Below are 17,353 nucleotides of genomic sequence, written 5' to 3'. Positions count from 1 at the left end.
GTGGAAGCCTGCTGAAAAACGTTGCCGAGGCAGTTTTTCTAAGGCACCGGCTCCAGGCGCGCATAGGACAACACCAGCCATTTGCTACCAACCTCGGTGAAGTTGACCTGCACACGGGCATTGGGGCCGCTGCCTTCGTAGTTGAGCACCACCCCTTCGCCGAACTTGCCATGGCGCACGCGCTGACCCAGCGTGATATTGGTCTCCGGCACATCGGCACCGGTCCGGTAATGCGGCTGCCGGCCTGGCGGTGGGGAGCTGGGCCGCTGAATGGTGGTTTTCATGCGGATCGGTTCGATCAGATTCTGTGGCAGTTCTCTGATAAAACGTGAGGGCCGGCAGATATTGACATCACCGTGCAGGCGACGGGATTCGGCACTGGTCAGATACAGCTTTTGCATGGCGCGGGTAATACCGACATAACACAGGCGACGCTCCTCCTCGATGCCACTGAGATTCTCCATCGACATCTTGTGCGGGAACAGACCTTCCTCCATGCCACACAAAAACACCAGTGGGAACTCCAGGCCTTTGGCGCTGTGCAGGGTCATCAGTTGCACGGCATCGTCGCTTTCTGAGGCCTGGGCTTCGCCGGCATCCAGTGCAGCCTGGTCCAGAAACGCAGACAGAACATCACGATCGCTGACCGGGTTGTCTTCGTCCACCAGCATGTCATCGGTGGCGTCTTCAGCGAAGCTGCGGGTTGCGGTAATCAATTCGTCCAGGTTTTCCAGCCGCGCCTGGGCTTTGTCGCCGCCTTCTTTTTCATGATGGGCGATCAGGCCACTTTGCTGGATAACATGGGCCACTTTCTCGCCCAGCTCCAGGCTCTGGCAATGAGCGTCCATGTCATCGATCAGCCGCAGGAAGGCCTGCACGGCAGCCGAGGCGCGCGCGGGCAACAGCTTGTGGTCGATGCTCTGTTCGCAGGCAGTCCACAACGAATAACCTTCGCGGCGGGCCATGTCGCGCAGACCGTCCAGGGTTTTGGAGCCGATGCCACGGGTGGGGACGTTGACCACGCGCTCCATGGCGGTGTCGTCCTGACGGTTGATGACCAGGCGCAGGTAGGCCAGTGCGTTACGAATTTCCAGGCGATCATAAAAACGCTGACCACCGTAAATACGATAGGGCATGGCCACCCGCAGCAGGGCTTCTTCCAGCTCTCGCGACTGGGCGTTGGAGCGATACAGAATTGCCGCTTCGGTCAGGCGGTGCCCGGTGTTCATCCAGTCGGTCAGGCGATCGACGATGAAGCGTGCCTCGTCCTGCTCATTAAAGGCGTCATACAGGGAGATGGTTTCGCCGTCGTTGCCGTCAGTCCACAGCTCCTTGCCCAGCCGGCCCTGGTTGTTGGCAATCAGGTGGTTGGCGGCCTTCAGGATATTGGAGGTGGAGCGGTAATTCTGCTCCAGACGAATGATCTCGGCGCCGGCAAAGTCGGTATTGAACTGCTGAATGTTTTCGATACGCGCGCCGCGCCAGCCGTAGATGGACTGATCATCGTCGCCGACCACCATCAGGTGGCCGGTGGCGCCGGCCAGCACCCGGAGCCAGGCATACTGCACGGCGTTAGTGTCCTGAAACTCGTCTACCAGCACATGGCGGAAGCGATGCTGATAATGTGCGAGCAGTTCGGGATTGTTCAGCCACAGTTCGTGCGCTCGCAGCAGTATTTCGGCAAAATCCACCATGCCGCCGCGCTGGCAGGCGTCCTCATAGGCGGTGTAGACGGTGAGCATGGTGCGGGTGTATTCATCGCCCATATGCTCAATGTGTTTGGCGCGCAGGCCTTCGTCTTTCTGGCCGTTGATATACCACTGAATCTGTTTCGGCGGCCATTTTTCGTCGCTGACGCCCAGCGCCTTGCACAGTCGTTTGATCAAACGCAGTTGATCATCGCTGTCTAGGATATTGAAGTTTTCCGGCAGGTTGGCCTCTTTCCAGTGCATGCGCAGCAGGCGGTGCGCCAGGCCATGGAAGGTGCCAACCCACATGCCACCGGGCGGATGGTTGAGCAGCTCTTCAATTCGGCTGCGCATTTCCCGCGCGGCTTTGTTGGTGAAGGTCACCGCCATGATGCTGTGCGGTGACACGCCTTCAGTCTGCATCAGCCAGGCGATGCGGTGCACCAGCACACGGGTTTTACCACTGCCGGCGCCGGCCAGTACCAGCATGCTGGCCGGCGGTGCGGCGACCGCGCGGCGTTGTTCATCGTTCAGGGAGTCGAGAATATAAGATACGTCCATAACCTCGTATTCTAGCTGGAACCGGGTGCGTACACACGGGCAAATTAGCGCTTTTTACCAGAGGGGCTTGCTGATAAAATATCGAACCTTTGCTCGGTAGCGCACTTGCTGTTCCAAACAGGGGCCCAAATACCTGTGCTGAGCGTATATAATGCCGTACACAAACATTCTTTGAAGTTTTAGGTAGGAGTTGATTATGTCTGCAAAACCAGACAACGCGAGTTTTGACTGGAAAGATCCCTTCTTGATGGAAACGCTTCTCACCGAAGAAGAGCGCATGATCCGGGATACGGCAAAACAATATGCCCAGGAAAAACTGTTGCCACGCGTACGTGAAGCCTACCGCAATGAGAATACTGATCCGGCCATTTTCCGTGAAATGGGCGAACTGGGCCTGCTGGGGCCGGCACTGGATGGCTACGGCTGCACCGGTACCAACTACGTCAGCTACGGCTTGATCGCCAAGGAAGTGGAGGCCGTTGATTCTGGCTACCGCTCCATGTTCAGTGTGCAGTCGTCACTGGTCATGCACCCGATTCACGCCTTCGGCAGCGAAGAACAGAAACAGAAATACCTGCCCAAACTGGCCAGCGGTGAATTCATTGGTTGCTTCGGCCTGACCGAGCCTGATCACGGTTCCGATCCGGGTGGCATGGTCACGCGTGCCCGTACCGTCGAAGGCGGTTACAGCCTGAGCGGTGCCAAGAACTGGATTTCCAACTCGCCGATCGCAGACGTGTTTATTGTCTGGGCAAAAAACGACGACGGCATCATCAAGGGTTTCATTCTGGACAAGGGCATGAAAGGCCTGTCTGCGCCCAAGATCGAAGGCAAGCTGGGCTTGCGCGCCTCCATCACCGGTGAAATCGTGATGGACGAGGTGTTTGTACCGGAAGAAAACATGCTGCCGCATGTGGAAGGCCTGAAAGGCCCGTTCAGCTGCCTGAACTCCGCTCGTCTGGGCATCGCCTGGGGTGCGTTGGGCGCTGCCGAAACCTGCTGGCACACGGCACTGAATTACACCATGGATCGCAAGCAGTTCAAGCGACCGCTGGCTGCGAATCAGCTGATCCAGAAAAAACTGGCGGTAATGCAGACTGACATCAGCCTGGCGCTGCTGGGGTGTCTGCAGGCAACGCGCCTGAAAGACGACGGCATGCTGGGCATTCCGCTGATTTCCCTGCTCAAGCGCAACTCCTGTCTGAAAGCCCTGGAAGTGGCCCGCGAAGCACGCGACATGCTCGGTGGCAATGGTATCTCTGACGAGTACCCGATCATGCGCCATATGCAGAACCTGGAAGTGGTGAATACCTACGAAGGCACACAGGATATTCATGCGCTGATCCTGGGCCGAGCTCAAACAGGTATTCAGGCATTCTTCTGATTGTTTGGCGGGTACAGGGAAAATAAAAGGGGACGGAGGGATAACCTCCGTCCCCTTTTATTTTCAGATAACTGTTGGCGTCCGCTTTGTATTTCCGTCCCCTGTATTTACTCCAGACGGAAAGCCATCAAATAGTCGCCAGCTGCCATGCCCAGCATTTCGTGTCCGCCAACGGCCACAGCAATATATTGCACGCCGTTGATTTCATAACTCATTGGCGTTGCCATGGCGGCCGTGGGCAAGCGATACCGCCATAATTCTGAGCCGTTTTCAGTATCAAAAATTCTTAACGTATGTTCGGTGGCTGCGCCGATCACCAGCAGCCCCGATCCGGTCAACAGTGCACCTCCCATATTGGGCACACCCCAATTCAGGTTGGGCACGATTGCGGGTGCCAGGTCTGCGATGGTGCCCAGTGGGGTCTCCCACAAAATCTCTCCCTGCTGCAAATCTACAGCCACCAGTTTGCCCCAGGGGGGAGGTGTGCATGGCAGGCCCAAATCTGACAGGAATACCCGGCGAGCCATGAAGTAGGGCGTGCCTTCCTGTCGCGAAACATCCCAGCCATCCAGTTCACCCGACCTGCGCAGGGCCTCCAGTTGGTCCCGGGGGATCAGTCTGACCAGCGCCGGCACCTGGTTGACGTTGGTAATGGCAATCTGCCGTTGCGGGTCGATGGCGACACCACCCCAGTTGGCGCCACCCGCATAGCCGGGAAACAGAATGCTTCCGCCAAGTGACGGAGGCGTAAAAATGCCTTCGGAACGAAACTCCCGCAAAATTTTACGGCAGCTGCGACGATCGAACCAGGTCAGGCCAAAGGCATCGTCCTCGCCCAGTTGCCGGTGTTCAACCAATGGTGGTATGGCCGAAAAAGGCTGGGTTGCCGAAAGAAGTTCACCTGGCACGTCGCTATCCGACACCGGTCGCTCAGTGATTTCATAAATAGGGGTGCCCGTATCGCGGTTGAACGCGTACAACATGCCGGTTTTGGTGACCACCACCACGGCAGGCACCAGCGCGCCATTGTCCGTGATCTCGGTCAACGTGGGTTGTGCCGGAATATCAAAGTCCCAGACATCGTGATGAACCAGTTGATGGTGCCAGACCACATCGCCCGTCTCCAGCTGCAGTGCAACCAGTGAGTTGGCGTAACGGTTATCACCCGGTCGCTCCCCGCCATAAAAATCCGGGCTTGGCGACGAGGTTGAAACAAAAACCAGACCGCGTTCAACATCAACCGAAATCGGTGGCCATACATTGGCAGCGCCGCTTGGCACATCGCTGCTATCGCTACGAACAATCGGGTCCCACGTCCATTTGATGGCGCCGGTTCTCACATCCAGTGCGCGGACAATACCCAGCGGTGATTCCACCATGCGGTTATCGCCGATGGCGGATCCGACAATTAGCTGATCACCGGCAACGGCGGGTGGCGAAGTAATGCCATAATCCCCCTCCCAGTCGCCGGCTCCACCTACGCCCACCGTCATGTCAAGGTAGCCCCCTTGGCCGAAATCACTGCAGGGTTCCCCGGTCTCGGCATTCAGCGCATAAACCAGTCCGGTCAGAGTGCCCAGAAATACCCGATGAGGGCAGGTGATGGACTCGCCATGCCACAAGCTGACACCCCGCGAAGCGCTTTCCGAATAACTGATCTCCCTGGGCAGTTCCGGATCAAAGCGCCAGAGTTCCTGGCCTGTTATGCCATTGACGGCAAACACCTGGTTAGCGCTGGAACTGAAGTACAGGGTTTCTCCCCATTGCACCGGATGGGTCTGAAAGGAGTGTGCCTTTTGCCGGAATCCCTGATTGAGGTCACCGTTCCGGTGTGTCCAGGCCGGCACCAGCCTGTCGAGATTATTGCGCGTTATCTGGGACAGTGGTGTGAACTGTTGGCCACCGTCACCGCCATATTGATGCCAGTCGGCCGCCTGCGAAACGGGCGACCACGGTGTCAGCCCCAGTGCAAATCCCAGTGCAAGAGCACAGCATTGTAAAAATCTGAACATGCGGGTAAATGACATCAGTATCTCCAGTGCAGTAGGTCTGCCTGCCATCATAAACCGATGCCCGGGGAGCGCCAGAACCGAGGGTTGAAGGGACAAAATCAGGGACGAATGTGTCGGATCCGGGGATGAAAATCAGTGTGCAAGCGCTGCCCTGAGTGCTGGCAGATAGGGTTTACTGACCGGTACCCTGTCGCCGTTACGCAGTTCAAGCTGAGCCTCCGGCCCTTCCTGCAAGGCCACAACGGTGTTGATATTGACGATGGCGGTGCGGTGTACTCGCAGGAATGTGGCAGGGTCCAGTTGTCCCGCCAGGCCACTCATGGTCTGCCGCATCGGGTAGCTGCGATTGTCAGTATGAAGGATTACGTAATTGCTGGCGGACTGTACCCATTCAATCGCGTCTGCTTTGACCAGAAACTGCCGATTCAACATTTTCACCAGAAACTGCGAGGTCCAGGCGGGTGTGTCTTCGGAATCAGAATCAATGAATCCGGCTTCGCCCTGCAGACGTGTCAGTATGAACTGATAGCCCAGCATCAATACCACCAGAAACACATACACCAGCAGGCCTTTGCGCATCTCATACAACAGGCCCAGAAATACCGGACCAAATTCATAGCTGGCGCCGACACTGCGCCACAGCACTTTGCGCAGCAATACAAACAGCGCGATATGCGCGAGGCTGAAACACAGGAAAGCCGGGATATGCCAGAGAATCCGCAAGCGCGCATTGGACCAGTTGAGCTGAAGCGTTTGCAGAAACCAGGCCAGTGGCGGCATCAACAGCAGGATACTGAAGGTGGCGGTGAACTCGGTGGCAAATGCCCCCGGCCAGCAACTCGGCGCACCGTCACGCACATTTTCAATAATTTTTGAGGTTGCCAGCACCACCCCAATAAGCAGTATCAGGGCGATGCTGGCGGCCACTTCGTAGCGTTTGCGATGTCTCAGATAGGATTGCAGCGTCATCTGCGAAGTTTATTCCAGATTGTCGGGAAACGCTTTAACTACCAATGGCCGCAGCCCCTGCCAGTGAAACCTGCTCGTCCTCGATGCCCCGTGCACCACTTGAGGTTATCGCGCCGATTCTTTCACCGTTCTGCATGATCGGCACGCCGCCGGCGAAGGTAACACCGTTCTCCACTTCCGCGATCTCACCGGCCTGCAATCGGCGACCGTATTCACCAGACGACAAGCCTGTTTCCGTTACCACGTGCACTTTGCGCATCGCGATGTCAAAGGTCCGCGCCGAGGCGCCGTCCATACGGTGAACCATGACAGGCACGCCCTCGGCGTCCGCGATCACAATGGTGAGGTTCCAGTTGTTGGCTCGCGATTCGGCTTCCGCTGCTGCCATTGCCTGTTCAGCCATCTCCAGGGTCAGTGCAGGGGGCTGTTGAGCTGAACTGAAGCCAGACAGTCCCAGGGCACAGAACAGCGCCAAGCCAGATAACATTTTCCTCAACATATGATTTACTCCTTTATGGTGGAACGTCGTATTGCATTTGATGTCGCGCAAAAAGTATAAACCAGTTGTCCAGCAGAAGCAGGCCCAAGTGACACGCGAGCGATGAACGCACGCTGTGGTGCGCCCATTGTGCATAACCAGCGTGCCAGGAAGTCATGGAAACACCGACCGTTTTTCGATAGCCTGTTGCCGAGACTATGGAGGCCAGACAATTGCGCAGACGCAGCTTTCTTAAATTCGCCGTCAGCTCAGGCATCGCCGTCACCACTGGCCGGTTCAGCAAGCTGCACGCGGCTACGCCAACGTCCCCAGAGGTAGAAAAACTCTACCTGAGTGACGCAGTCTGGCGCGAGCGACTGACGCCGGAGCAATACGCGGTGTTGCGCTTTGGTGAAACCGAGTTTGCCGGCAGCAGCGAGCTGAACCATGAAAACCGGGCCGGCACCTATGTCTGCGCCGGCTGCGACCTGCCCCTGTTCAAATCCGACTGGAAATACAACAGCCGCACCGGCTGGCCCAGCTTCTGGCAGGCATTTGACGAACACCTCACCACACGCCGCCCCATCTACGCGTTCCGTGCTCCCACAGAGTATCTCTGCGCCCGCTGCGATGGCCATCATGGCCACATCTTTGAAGACGGCCCGCCGCCCACCGGTCTGCGTTATTGCAGTAATGGTGCCGCGCTTAAGTTCATCAAGTCATGATGGTCGCGGTTTTTGCCGATGCCTGAATTCAAATTTTTGATACAGATAAGCCAGCCCCAGCAGACATAAGCCCAGCCCCATGAACGAGGCGACGCGTAGCATCCCGTCCAGATCTGCCATGTCGACCAGAAATAGCTTGCCGATAACTACGACCAGTAATGCCAGCCCGGCCTGATAGACACGTCGCCCGTATCGCGCTGCCCCGGCCAGCATGGTTGCCACGGCCATCACCAGCCACACCACGGAATAGGTATATAGCTCCGCGTTGCCGGTCTGCGCACTAAGGTCAAGCTGCCCCTGCCACAGATGTCGAATTTCCATACTGACAAACACGAAAGCAGCTAATGCGCAGATCGCAGCCGAGTATCGTTTGAACGCAGGCTCATGCAGACAGGATGCCTGGCTGAACAGACGGCAGGCAAGCGCGCTGATCAGCACCGGGAACCCATAGGCCGGCAACAGCACGTTAAAGACAGGTGTTGTTGCTACCGGCTCATTGCTCCAGCACGGATTCAGAATCGTCAACACCAGCCCATACATAACCAGTGACAATATGAGCAGTATCTTGGATAACAATATATAAAGCGGCTTGAGGTCCTGGCTGGTGGTAGATCGAAAGTGATAGACCAGACCCAGCGAAGACCACAGGGCAGTGTTGATGGCGGCCTCCAGCAGATTGAACTGCACAGCAAATATGTCGCCATCGTACAACCAGTAGCGTGTCTCGGCCCACAACGTTAATACCAGCAAATGCAGCGTCGCCGCCTCCAGCCAACGCCGAAGTGGCAGCGCTTTATCGGTGCGCCACGCGGCCAGGCCACAGAACAATGCGGATCCACCGTAGCTCCACAACGACCAGTGGATATCGGCGGGATAAGTGAACAGCCAAGGGTTGAACGTAAGCCGTGCAATCACAATTGCCAGCATGGCCTTGATCAGCAGGTTCATGTACGGAAGTTCAAAACGCCAGTTCACCCACGCTAGTGACAGCAATTGTGTCGACAATGCCAGTGTCAGGCTGGCTTCACTGAACAGAATTGTTACCGCCAGCGAATAGGCGAAGTGTCCTGCGATGACCATCCAGGCTGTAGCCGCTGTGTTCAATGAACGTTTAAGCCGCATGCCTGCCAGTGCCAGATAGGACGCGCCAAGTATCACTGAAATACAAGCCCAAAGCAGAGAGCCGGAAAGCACGGGTGCCAGGAGATAACTCAACGTCAGCCAGATCAGCGGTGCCAACAGGGCAAGTGATAACCAGCGGGTTTTGTGTGTGTGGATTCGCAGGACCCACAGCGCCAGACCCACATACAAAGCTGTCATCCAACCAGCATAAAGCATAAATTCAGTTTGAATGCTTTGTGCATAGCCGACGAGCCGGAAGCCTTCCCCGTCGGCGCGTATTCCGATGCCAATCCATGCCACCGTCTGCAAACCGAGTGACAGCCACGGCAGCCAGCTCACCGTTGTGTTGTGCCGACCGAGAAAGAACAGTAACACCACAAACGGCGTCCAGTAATAAATAGCGCTACCACTGATGGGTGTGGCGTAGATTGAAACAGCAAACGCTAGCACAATCAGCAGCAGCGTCAGTGCCACCGGCGCTTCGGCTACCGATCTACCAGCAAGCAATTTAGACCGGAAGTCCGAAAACGCGTGCATGGCGCCGGGTTGCATCAATGTCCAGTCCCTTCGCGGGCCGGCAGCAACCAGGTAAGTCAGCGCCGCCAGATACAGCCCGCGCACTGCCTCAGGTTCACTGGTCAGCAGTGATAACGCCCACCAGCACAGCGAACCTGCCACCATGCTGAACCAAAGCCAGGGCCGGTAAACAAAATGCATGAGCACTATGGCGGCGGCGCTTATCACCAGCGTATAAGCCAGTACACCGGAAACGTTGCCACTGCCGGTGTCGACCAGCAGCGGGATAGCATAGGCCGAGATCAGCCCCATGATGGCCATCATCGGACCATGGATCACCGCCAGCGCCATCGTCAGCAGTGCGACCAAGGCAAGCAATGCAAACGCAAGCAGCGGTGGCAGCATCTGGTACAGATGCAATGCCGCCAGTAGTGCAGCAAACAGCGTCATGCTGGCTCCCCCAGCCAGGGCTGCCAGCGCATCGACGGGCCCGCTGCTGCGACGGCGCAACCATTCTGCAACGCCGTGCAGTCCAACACCGGTTAGCAGTGCCAGGGTGATTCGGGCGGTAGGGCCAAGTAATCCCTGTTCGATGGAATAACGCACCATGAAAATACCGGCAAGTCCGACACACAAGCCACCGAGCCAGGCCATCCACTGGTCCTGCAAATGCGTCAGCCAGGCAGGGGGGCTCGAATACGCGGCAGGAGTGCCGGTTCCCCACGGATCTTCGCGGGCTTCTGCAGGTTTTTCCGTTGTGGCGACAGGAAGAGAATCCTGAGGGAGGACAGGCGGGGGCTCGGGACGTCTAGTCTGGGAAGTTAACTGCTCTCGCAACAGCGCTAACTCGCGACGGAGGTGCTTGATCTGAAAAAAGGATGCCCAGCCAAGAACTGCGCCGACCAGCAGGGCCATTAACAGCAAAACACCCAATACCCCCATACGATGCACTCTCTGAACTGTCAGATCCGATTGACGTCAGCTTTGATACCATCAAAGGTCGCAGTGTTCAACTTTAAGGCGGAAAATCCATCGCAATCATTCCAGCACAGATACCTCAAACACGGCCTCATAACCATCAGCTTCGCCGCTGACCAGGCGCAAGGTACCCAGCAGCATCTGAGTATTCTCCTCACGTGTCCACGCGCCCAGCGCAACCCGATCTCCAATGGTTTCCCCATCCAGAATCCAGTCCTGTTCTGTCAGCTGCCCGGCAAAAAACTCGTATGCCTCCGACAGCGGCCAGGCAACTGAGAATCCGATTCTGGACTCAGCCTGCTGAGGAGATCCGGATAAAAAAAGTGGCATACTTGGAGATTGCGTGGTGGCTTCGTCCGGCAAAACCAGGCGAGGCATGCTGTTTTGCAGAGATCCACCGCCCCTTGATGCATTTAAGAATGCTGGTGACCCACGGTTGCTTGCCTGCGCGGCTAACCCGGCGCAAGAGAAATTGCCCCGGCTGGTGCCGGGCAATGACGTCAAATTGATGAATGTTCGATCAGCTTCTGTGTGCTGCCGCAGATAAAGCAGTCCCTGAGTGTCGTGGCAGAGCTGCGAGGGTATACCCAGGTTCTGAGGGGTAGCCGACACGAATCCGGTCCGTGGTGTTGTCGCTCCCATCGGACTTAGCAACAGAAAATCGTTCTGCTGCAGTGAGTCAATCAATTCTGCGAGCTGTTGCTGGCCGTCTCCCTCGCTGCCCAGAATCACCTGTCGATTGCGACCCTGATCAACACTGCCCAGCACAGTGGCGCCATCGGGCAACATAAATTCCGGAAACCCGTCAGGAATGTCGGAATAGATGCGTATCTCCATCGCTGTGCCTGCGCCGCTTAACAGTGCTCTGGCAAGATCAATGGGAATGTTGTCAGTAAATTCGGTATCTGCAGAAACGGCTGATATCGCCAGGGCTGCGGTCATAAAGGTCGCCAGCTTGAAGAACAGCTTCGCTGACGTCAGCGGGGCAAGGCTCCTGAGCATATCCATCTCTCCTGGATTCTTTCCTGATATTCGTCCTGGTATCTCGCCGTGGATACTCAAAACTGGCGATGCATACAGGTTAATTACGCCGATATCAGTCAAAAATCAAGTATCGGGTTCAGCAAGAGGTGGAAGCAAAGGGTGAACGCAGAAAGTGGCGGGCACAAAAAAGGCTCCCGAAGGAGCCTTTCTGTATCACTGCAGATGTGGGTCTGCAGGTACCAGCAGCTGCCCGGTCTTACCAGGATTTGCCGATGGTGAAGACAATGGCTTCGCCTGTGCTTGGGCTGCCATTAGAGCCTACTTCGTCAGACAGCTCTTCGCTGTTGATGATGCCCGCGATGCCCATATCGAAGTCGGCAAAGCTGAAACCATAACCTACTTCCAGGTACTCGCCGTCAAACTCGTCACCCCAGAAACCGACTGTGCCATACAGACCTGATTCACCCGTGATGGTCAGGTCCAGGAAGTCGTAATCCTGCGATGCACCGAAACCGTCCCACTCACCAACGGAGTAGCCCAGGCTGAACATGCCATAACCCAGACCAAAGTTGACTTCCTGGTAAGTGTCATCAAACTCGCCGGTGTAGAAGTAGCCGGTGTAACCGATGCTGGCAGTCAGGCCAGAGTCAGTTTCAATGCCGTAACCGAAATAACCATCTACTTCCAGGCCGTCACCCACGTCAGCTGCCCAGCTGCCCGCGTAGAAACCTTCTGATTCGAAGTCGATACCGGCGCTGGCAGAAGAGTTCTTCTGCAGAACACCACGGAAGTAGTACTCAGAGGCATAACCGATGTTGTAAGACACGTCTGCTGATGCGCTTGTGGAAGCAACTACGGCACCTGATACCAGTGTCAGGCCTGCTACGAGTTGGGTCAATCGTTTCATATGTTTTCTCCAGGATAGATCTATGCTTAGTAGTAAGCTGTTTTGCGTTATTTTTTCATTTTCGAAAGTAACGACTTTCTTGCTGGAGTGTTTTGCAAAGAGCGGGCCAATGTTGTGAAAGCCCGTGATATACGCGCTTTGACGGACATTCTGCGTGCTTTGGCCACTAGGGGTGCACTGTAATGGTGCGCACTTTTATGGCGCGCACAAACACGGGGCGAGGCAGGCTGTATGCCCTGTAGACAGGCCTATCAGGAGAGTTGAGAATAAAACGGGGAGGGTTTGGGCAGGTTTCCGGAAGTGGATCCCGGCGTGTGGCGGGGCTTTTTAGCGTTGCAGGAGCCAGGCACCGAATAAATCGGGCCTGGCACACTGTAGCCTGAGTATGGGTTGGCAGGCGTCAGGAGCGCGCCTGTACCTCGTCAATCCACTGGTTCACCCGACGTTCCAGCAAATGCAGCGGCATGGCGCCACCCAGCAGGATGGTGTCGTGGAACTCGCGGATATCAAAATCGTCGCCCAGTGCTTCACGCGCAGTTTCGCGCAGCTCCAGGATCTTGATCATGCCGATCTTGTACGAGGTAGCCTGCGCCGGCATCACGATGTAGCGCTGCACTTCGGTGGTGATGGCCGCCAACGGCACAGAAGAGTTTGCCGCGAAATAATCGATAGCTTCCTGCTCGGTCCAGCCTTTGGAATGCAGGCCGGTATCAACCACCAGACGGATGGCACGCCACATCTCCGAGGTCAGACGACCAAACTGCGAGTAGGGATCTTCATAGGTGTCCGGCATCTCGCTGGCCAGACGCTCGGAATACAGACCCCAGCCTTCTGAGTAGGCGGTAAAGCCGGCCTGAGTGCGGAAGCGTGGCATGTCTTCCAGTTCCTGCGCGATGGAAATCTGCATGTGGTGGCCAGGCAGACCTTCGTGATAGGCAATCACTTCCATCTCCGATTTGGGCATGGCATTCATGTCAGACAAATGCGCGTAGTACACGCCAGGACGTGAGCCATCGGGCGTGCCGGGGTAATAATGCTGTGGGGCGCCATCCTGTTCACGGAAGGCTTCCACGCGACGTACCACCAGGTCAGCCTGCGGCAGGGTGGCAAAGTAGTTGGGCAGCTGCGCTTTGATGTTCTCGATGGCTGCCGTGGCATCATCGATATAGGCCTGACGACCTTCATCATTGTTGGGGTAATAGAAGCGTTCGTCATCGCGGGTTTCGCGCAGCATGACAAAAAACTCCTGCAAGGTGCCGTCAAAGCCGGTGCTGTCCTTGACCGCTTCCATCTCGCCGCGCAACCGTGCCACGTCGGCAAGGCCGATTTCATGGATCTCGTCAGCGGTCAGGTCAGTGGTGGTCTGGTTGGCTAGGCGGAACTCGTAATAAGCCTCGCCATTGGGCTGAGACACCAGGCCGGTTGATACGTCCGGTACCTTGTCCATTTCCGACTCGGCCCAGGCAACGACGCGCTCAAACGCTGGACCAAAATCCTGGGTCAGTGCTGTCTCGGTGCGCTCGAGCAGGGCATCCGCATCCGGTTGCTCCAGCTGGCCGGCATCTACCAGGGTCGCCAGATTGGTCTTGGCCGCCGCCCAGATGGCGGAGTCGTCGCCGTCAGTAAACGGTGCACCGGTAATCACATTCTGGGATTGGTCGATGACCTTTTCCAGGGCAAAGCCGGGCGTGATCACGCCGCGTTCGGCGGATTCTTCAGCGCGCTCAATCAGCTGATCCAGTGCCCGTCCTGATTCCGACAGACGGGAAACAAACGCTTCGTAATCCGACACATCTGCCACGTTGTGGAAGCTGATCAGGAACGTGGGCAGAAAGCCCTGCGCGCCATTCATCTGTTCAAATACCAGACCGTTGTACTGAAACTCTGCGGCACGGGCGGCCTGTTCGTACTGATAGGTCCAGATATCCCATGATGTCTGCGCTTCCTGTGTCAGGGCATCGTAGTCAAATTCGCGCTGCATTTCCTCGACGCTTTGACGCATCCATTCCACTTGGGCGTTCTCGGCTTCAACGGACATGTCGTCAATTTCGCCGTAGCGATCCTTGATGCCCTGGAAAGTCATGCCAATGGGGCTAAAATTCAGCTGCTCTTCGTATTTCTCGTCAAACCAGGCGTTAAGGCGCTCGGTTTCGGTTTGGGTCTCTTCCGCAGCAGGCGTTTCCGCGGCACTCATGTCGGGGGCGGCTGGTGGCGTTGCGGATTCGCCGCAGGCCGCCAGCGTGAATAAAAATGATAATGCGAACAGTATTTTGTTCATAGTAAGTCAATCCAGGATTAAAGTGGAAAATAGTGGTCGTCACAATGACGTTGCGCCGATTATCGCGCGTTCGGTGGGCCAGAGCAATTGTGCAAAGACCAGCCACAGACAACACCGCCTGGTTACTGCGATGAAGGCAAAATAAACTGGAATTCTCCGAAATTGAATACTACAAATAAAATGAAGGCCTTGCGAAATTGAGACCCGAAACATAGGGATTTTAACTAGAACTGTATAAGGAAATGCACCATGAGAGTATTGAATCATGAAGAAGTCTGTTTGGTAAGCGGCGGGGGTTGCGGTGCCGAAGTAGCAAGCTATGTCGTTGCGTCCGCCTCATTGACAGTAGCAAGTGGTCCGATTGGCTGGGGTCTGGCGATTGGAGGCTGGGCACTTTCCGCATACGGTGCCCAAGAGTGCTATGACAACAGTGGCGGTAGTGAGAGCGGAGGAAGTGGCGGCGGTGGTGGTGCGAATGATGTTTACATTGACGAATTCGGATGCCATCAGGTTAGCTGAAACAACGTAGTCGAAATAGGAGCGCACCCATGCCAGAGCCGGTTAAGGACCATGCTGACAAGAGCATAAAGGAGCATCTGTCCATCAGCGTCAGTCTGGTCGTATTCTGGCTTGTTGTCTGGAGCGGCCAGTTGCCAGATTTTTTGCAGGCTGCCGCTGGCCTGGCAGCGGTCGTTGGGATAATTTACAATCATTTACTGTGTCGGCGGCTCAGCGCGAGCGCAATCAATCAGTCCCGACATTAGACTCAAGGCGCAACCCCGGCAGACGTTGCCAACCCCGCTCGGTGGTTATAGAGAAGAGCATAGGGAGCGTCAAATCTCGCCCGCCGGAGACTTGCATCAAAATAAACACGATGTGCGGACAAATTTCCTTTGCGAGGAGGTCTTATTAAAGGTTGTATAAAGAAGTTTCATTAATAGGCAGATCATTATCAGACTCTTTACTTTTATGCTGACAAACTGGCTGTTGCTCTCCTGTTCCACGCACCGGGGTGATCCCGGTAACGATGTAGATATGCCGACCTCAGGTTATCGGGTCATGGATGCACAACGTTTTACTCCGCCGGACTGGCCTGAAGCCTTGCACGCCACTGTGTTTCAGCCCAACGGTGATGGACCCCATGCAGCAGTTTTGTTGTCGCATGGTGGCGGCTGGCGCAGCTTCTCTCCCGAGTCGATTGACGGTACTGCTAAATACCTGGCCGAACACGGATTCGTGGTCGTAAACATAGAGCATCGTTTTGCGCCTGAGTATCGATTTCCGGCGCAACTGCACGATGTCCAACAGGCCATGCACTGGATCCACGACAATGCCGAACGTCTGGCGATTGATCCGGATCGCATAGGTGCTTTTGGATTCTCTGCAGGCGCGCATTTGCTCAGCCTGATGGCGCTGGTGGCAGGTCAGGGCGGGGAGCTGGATGAAGAATATGGCGGTGTGCGCACCCGGCCGGCTGCGGTTGTGGCAGGCGCCACACCCACGGACCTGCGGAAATGGCAGGAAGGGTTGCTGGTCGAGTCTTTTATCGGTGGCACACAGGCAGAAATGCCGGATGCCTACGCCCTGGCCTCACCGGTCGTGCATGTGCACGCCGATGCGCCGCCTTTTTTTATTTTTCACGGCACCTGGGACAAACTGGTACCGACCCATCACGCCACCGATTTTAACGACGCCCTGCAGTCCTTCGATATCACAACAGAGCTCTATCTTCAGCATTTGCGGGGGCACTACACCAGTTTTATATTTCGTGGCAGCGCAGTGCGCGAGGGCACACAGTTCCTGTACCGGCATCTGCAAATGGACGGGCAGTAATACTGGGTATTACTGAACGCCCAGTACAACCCCGACAAATATCGCCAACCCCGCCCAGTGATTATTAAGAAAGGCCTTGAAGCAGCCGTCGGTTTCTCGGTTCCGGATCAGCCAGTGCTGATAAACAAAAAGTCCGGCAGCGACGATCAGGCCGAGGTAATAAACCGCACTTAACTGAAACTGCCCGCCGGCCAGAAACAGCGCGAACAGGAACATCGCCTGCAGCGCACCAATCATGACGACATCGGCATCACCAAACAGAATGGCGGTCGATTTTACGCCAATCTTCAGGTCGTACTCGCGATCAACCATGGCGTACTGAGTATCATAAGCGACCGTCCACAAACAGTTGGCGACATACAGCACCCAAGCAGTAGTGGGCGGCCAGGTGCCGGTCTGTGCCGTGAACGCCATCAGGATACCCCAGGAAAACGCCATGCCCAGCACCAGCTGTGGCAGGTGGGTGTAGCGCTTCATGAACGGGTAGATTGCGGTGAGCGCAACGGCGCCCAGTGATATGGCAATGGTCAGTGTATTGGTGAACAACAACAGCACCAAGGCGGCCAGACAAAGTCCCACAAAACACAGCATCGCCTCAGTGCGGGTGACCTGGCCAGTCACAATGGCACGATTCTCGGTGCGCAGGACATCGCCGTCAATATGGCTGTCGGCAAAGTCATTGATGCAACAACCAGCAGAGCGCATCAACAAGGTGCCCAGTGCAAAAATGATCAGCAGTTGCCAGGATGGCCAGCCATTGGCTGCCAGCCACAGTGCGCCCAGTGTTGGCCATAACAGCAGCAGGGTGCCAATGGGTCTGTTCAGGCGGGTCAACAGGATGAAGGCTGGTAAACGCGCGTGGACCCGAGGCAAATATTTTTTCAAATGATCATTCATAAAAGCGGTCGGTCGCATGCG

The 17,353-nt window shown here is 56.1% G+C and carries 13 protein-coding genes; 4 read left to right on the top strand and 9 right to left on the bottom strand.

Annotated elements, in window-relative coordinates:
* Positions 1–38: 38 nt before the first annotated feature.
* Positions 39–2,249 (bottom strand): DNA helicase II, encoded by a 2,211-nt coding sequence (gene uvrD / locus PHACT_RS09000; RefSeq protein ID WP_070117096.1) that lies wholly within the window; start codon positions 2,247–2,249, stop codon positions 39–41.
* 196 nt (positions 2,250–2,445) lie between these two features.
* On the opposite strand from uvrD, the gene PHACT_RS08995 reads away from it, so the two are divergent.
* On the top strand, positions 2,446–3,633 hold the full coding sequence (locus tag PHACT_RS08995; RefSeq protein ID WP_070117094.1) for an acyl-CoA dehydrogenase: 1,188 nt from the start codon (positions 2,446–2,448) through the stop codon (positions 3,631–3,633).
* Positions 3,634–3,740: 107 nt separating this feature from the next.
* Here the strand turns inward: PHACT_RS08995 and PHACT_RS08990 are convergent, their stop codons facing one another.
* The 3 genes from PHACT_RS08990 to PHACT_RS16050 form a co-directional block, all read right to left on the bottom strand.
* Positions 3,741–5,660, bottom strand: coding sequence for a pyrroloquinoline quinone-dependent dehydrogenase (locus tag PHACT_RS08990; protein WP_169819429.1), 1,920 nt, complete (start codon positions 5,658–5,660; stop codon positions 3,741–3,743).
* A gap of 117 nt (positions 5,661–5,777) precedes the next feature.
* Positions 5,778–6,614 (bottom strand): LytR/AlgR family response regulator transcription factor, encoded by an 837-nt coding sequence (locus tag PHACT_RS08985; RefSeq protein ID WP_070117092.1) that lies wholly within the window; start codon positions 6,612–6,614, stop codon positions 5,778–5,780.
* A gap of 34 nt (positions 6,615–6,648) precedes the next feature.
* Positions 6,649–7,113: a GlcG/HbpS family heme-binding protein gene (locus tag PHACT_RS16050; RefSeq protein WP_169819428.1), complete on the bottom strand. Its 465-nt coding sequence runs from the start codon at positions 7,111–7,113 to the stop codon at positions 6,649–6,651.
* A gap of 212 nt (positions 7,114–7,325) precedes the next feature.
* Between PHACT_RS16050 and msrB the strand changes: the two genes are divergently transcribed.
* Positions 7,326–7,817, top strand: a complete 492-nt coding sequence (gene msrB, locus PHACT_RS08975) for a peptide-methionine (R)-S-oxide reductase MsrB (protein ID WP_245730667.1) — start codon at positions 7,326–7,328, stop codon at positions 7,815–7,817.
* On the opposite strand, the gene PHACT_RS08970 is transcribed toward msrB, so the two are convergent.
* The 4 genes from PHACT_RS08970 to PHACT_RS08955 form a co-directional block, all read right to left on the bottom strand.
* Positions 7,812–10,109, bottom strand: coding sequence for a DUF2339 domain-containing protein (locus PHACT_RS08970; protein WP_169819427.1), 2,298 nt, complete (start codon positions 10,107–10,109; stop codon positions 7,812–7,814). The two genes, msrB and PHACT_RS08970, sit on opposite strands and share 6 nt — an antisense overlap.
* Before the next feature lie 384 nt (positions 10,110–10,493).
* Positions 10,494–11,435 carry a hypothetical protein gene (locus tag PHACT_RS08965; protein WP_139141490.1) on the bottom strand — a complete coding sequence of 314 codons (942 nt, stop codon included), beginning with the start codon at positions 11,433–11,435 and terminating at the stop codon, positions 10,494–10,496.
* Between the two features lie 238 nt (positions 11,436–11,673).
* Positions 11,674–12,324: a TorF family putative porin gene (locus PHACT_RS08960; protein ID WP_070117083.1), complete on the bottom strand. Its 651-nt coding sequence runs from the start codon at positions 12,322–12,324 to the stop codon at positions 11,674–11,676.
* Between the two features lie 400 nt (positions 12,325–12,724).
* Entirely contained in the window at positions 12,725–14,602 is a 1,878-nt protein-coding gene (locus tag PHACT_RS08955) for a DUF885 domain-containing protein (RefSeq protein ID WP_070117079.1), read from the bottom strand.
* Positions 14,603–14,851: 249 nt separating this feature from the next.
* Here PHACT_RS08955 and PHACT_RS08950 point away from each other — a divergent pair, with 249 nt between their 5' ends.
* Together PHACT_RS08950 and PHACT_RS08940 are read left to right on the top strand one after the other, a co-directional pair.
* Positions 14,852–15,121, top strand: a complete 270-nt coding sequence (locus tag PHACT_RS08950) for a hypothetical protein (protein WP_070117077.1) — start codon at positions 14,852–14,854, stop codon at positions 15,119–15,121.
* 450 nt (positions 15,122–15,571) lie between these two features.
* Complete coding sequence (locus tag PHACT_RS08940) at positions 15,572–16,435, top strand: alpha/beta hydrolase (protein ID WP_070117072.1); 864 nt, start codon at positions 15,572–15,574, stop codon at positions 16,433–16,435.
* A gap of 9 nt (positions 16,436–16,444) precedes the next feature.
* Here the strand turns inward: PHACT_RS08940 and ubiA are convergent, their stop codons facing one another.
* The gene (ubiA, locus tag PHACT_RS08935; RefSeq protein WP_070118263.1) at positions 16,445–17,332 is read right to left on the bottom strand and encodes a 4-hydroxybenzoate octaprenyltransferase; all 888 of its coding nucleotides are present in this window, start codon (positions 17,330–17,332) and stop codon (positions 16,445–16,447) included.
* Between the last annotated feature and the right edge of the window lie 21 nt (positions 17,333–17,353).

It is taken from the genome of Pseudohongiella acticola (assembly GCF_001758195.1).
In the GTDB taxonomy this organism is placed as follows: Bacteria; Pseudomonadota; Gammaproteobacteria; order Pseudomonadales; family Pseudohongiellaceae; genus Pseudohongiella; species Pseudohongiella acticola.
This window is presented reverse-complemented; position numbering and strand designations above follow the sequence as displayed.

Bases quoted from the DNA above. Each gene is read 5' to 3' on its own strand.
- uvrD (WP_070117096.1), bottom strand. From the start codon at position 2,249: ATGGACGTATCTTATATTCTCGACTCCCTGAACGATGAACAACGCCGC.
- PHACT_RS08950 (WP_070117077.1), top strand. From the start codon at position 14,852: ATGAGAGTATTGAATCATGAAGAAGTCTGTTTGGTAAGCGGCGGGGGT.
- PHACT_RS08955 (WP_070117079.1), bottom strand. From the start codon at position 14,602: ATGAACAAAATACTGTTCGCATTATCATTTTTATTCACGCTGGCGGCC.
- PHACT_RS08990 (WP_169819429.1), bottom strand. From the start codon at position 5,660: ATGTCATTTACCCGCATGTTCAGATTTTTACAATGCTGTGCTCTTGCA.
- PHACT_RS08970 (WP_169819427.1), bottom strand. From the start codon at position 10,109: ATGGCCTGGCTCGGTGGCTTGTGTGTCGGACTTGCCGGTATTTTCATG.
- ubiA (WP_070118263.1), bottom strand. From the start codon at position 17,332: ATGAATGATCATTTGAAAAAATATTTGCCTCGGGTCCACGCGCGTTTA.
- PHACT_RS16050 (WP_169819428.1), bottom strand. From the start codon at position 7,113: ATGTTGAGGAAAATGTTATCTGGCTTGGCGCTGTTCTGTGCCCTGGGA.
- PHACT_RS08985 (WP_070117092.1), bottom strand. From the start codon at position 6,614: ATGACGCTGCAATCCTATCTGAGACATCGCAAACGCTACGAAGTGGCC.
- PHACT_RS08995 (WP_070117094.1), top strand. From the start codon at position 2,446: ATGTCTGCAAAACCAGACAACGCGAGTTTTGACTGGAAAGATCCCTTC.
- PHACT_RS08940 (WP_070117072.1), top strand. From the start codon at position 15,572: ATGCTGACAAACTGGCTGTTGCTCTCCTGTTCCACGCACCGGGGTGAT.
- PHACT_RS08960 (WP_070117083.1), bottom strand. From the start codon at position 12,324: ATGAAACGATTGACCCAACTCGTAGCAGGCCTGACACTGGTATCAGGT.
- PHACT_RS08965 (WP_139141490.1), bottom strand. From the start codon at position 11,435: ATGCTCAGGAGCCTTGCCCCGCTGACGTCAGCGAAGCTGTTCTTCAAG.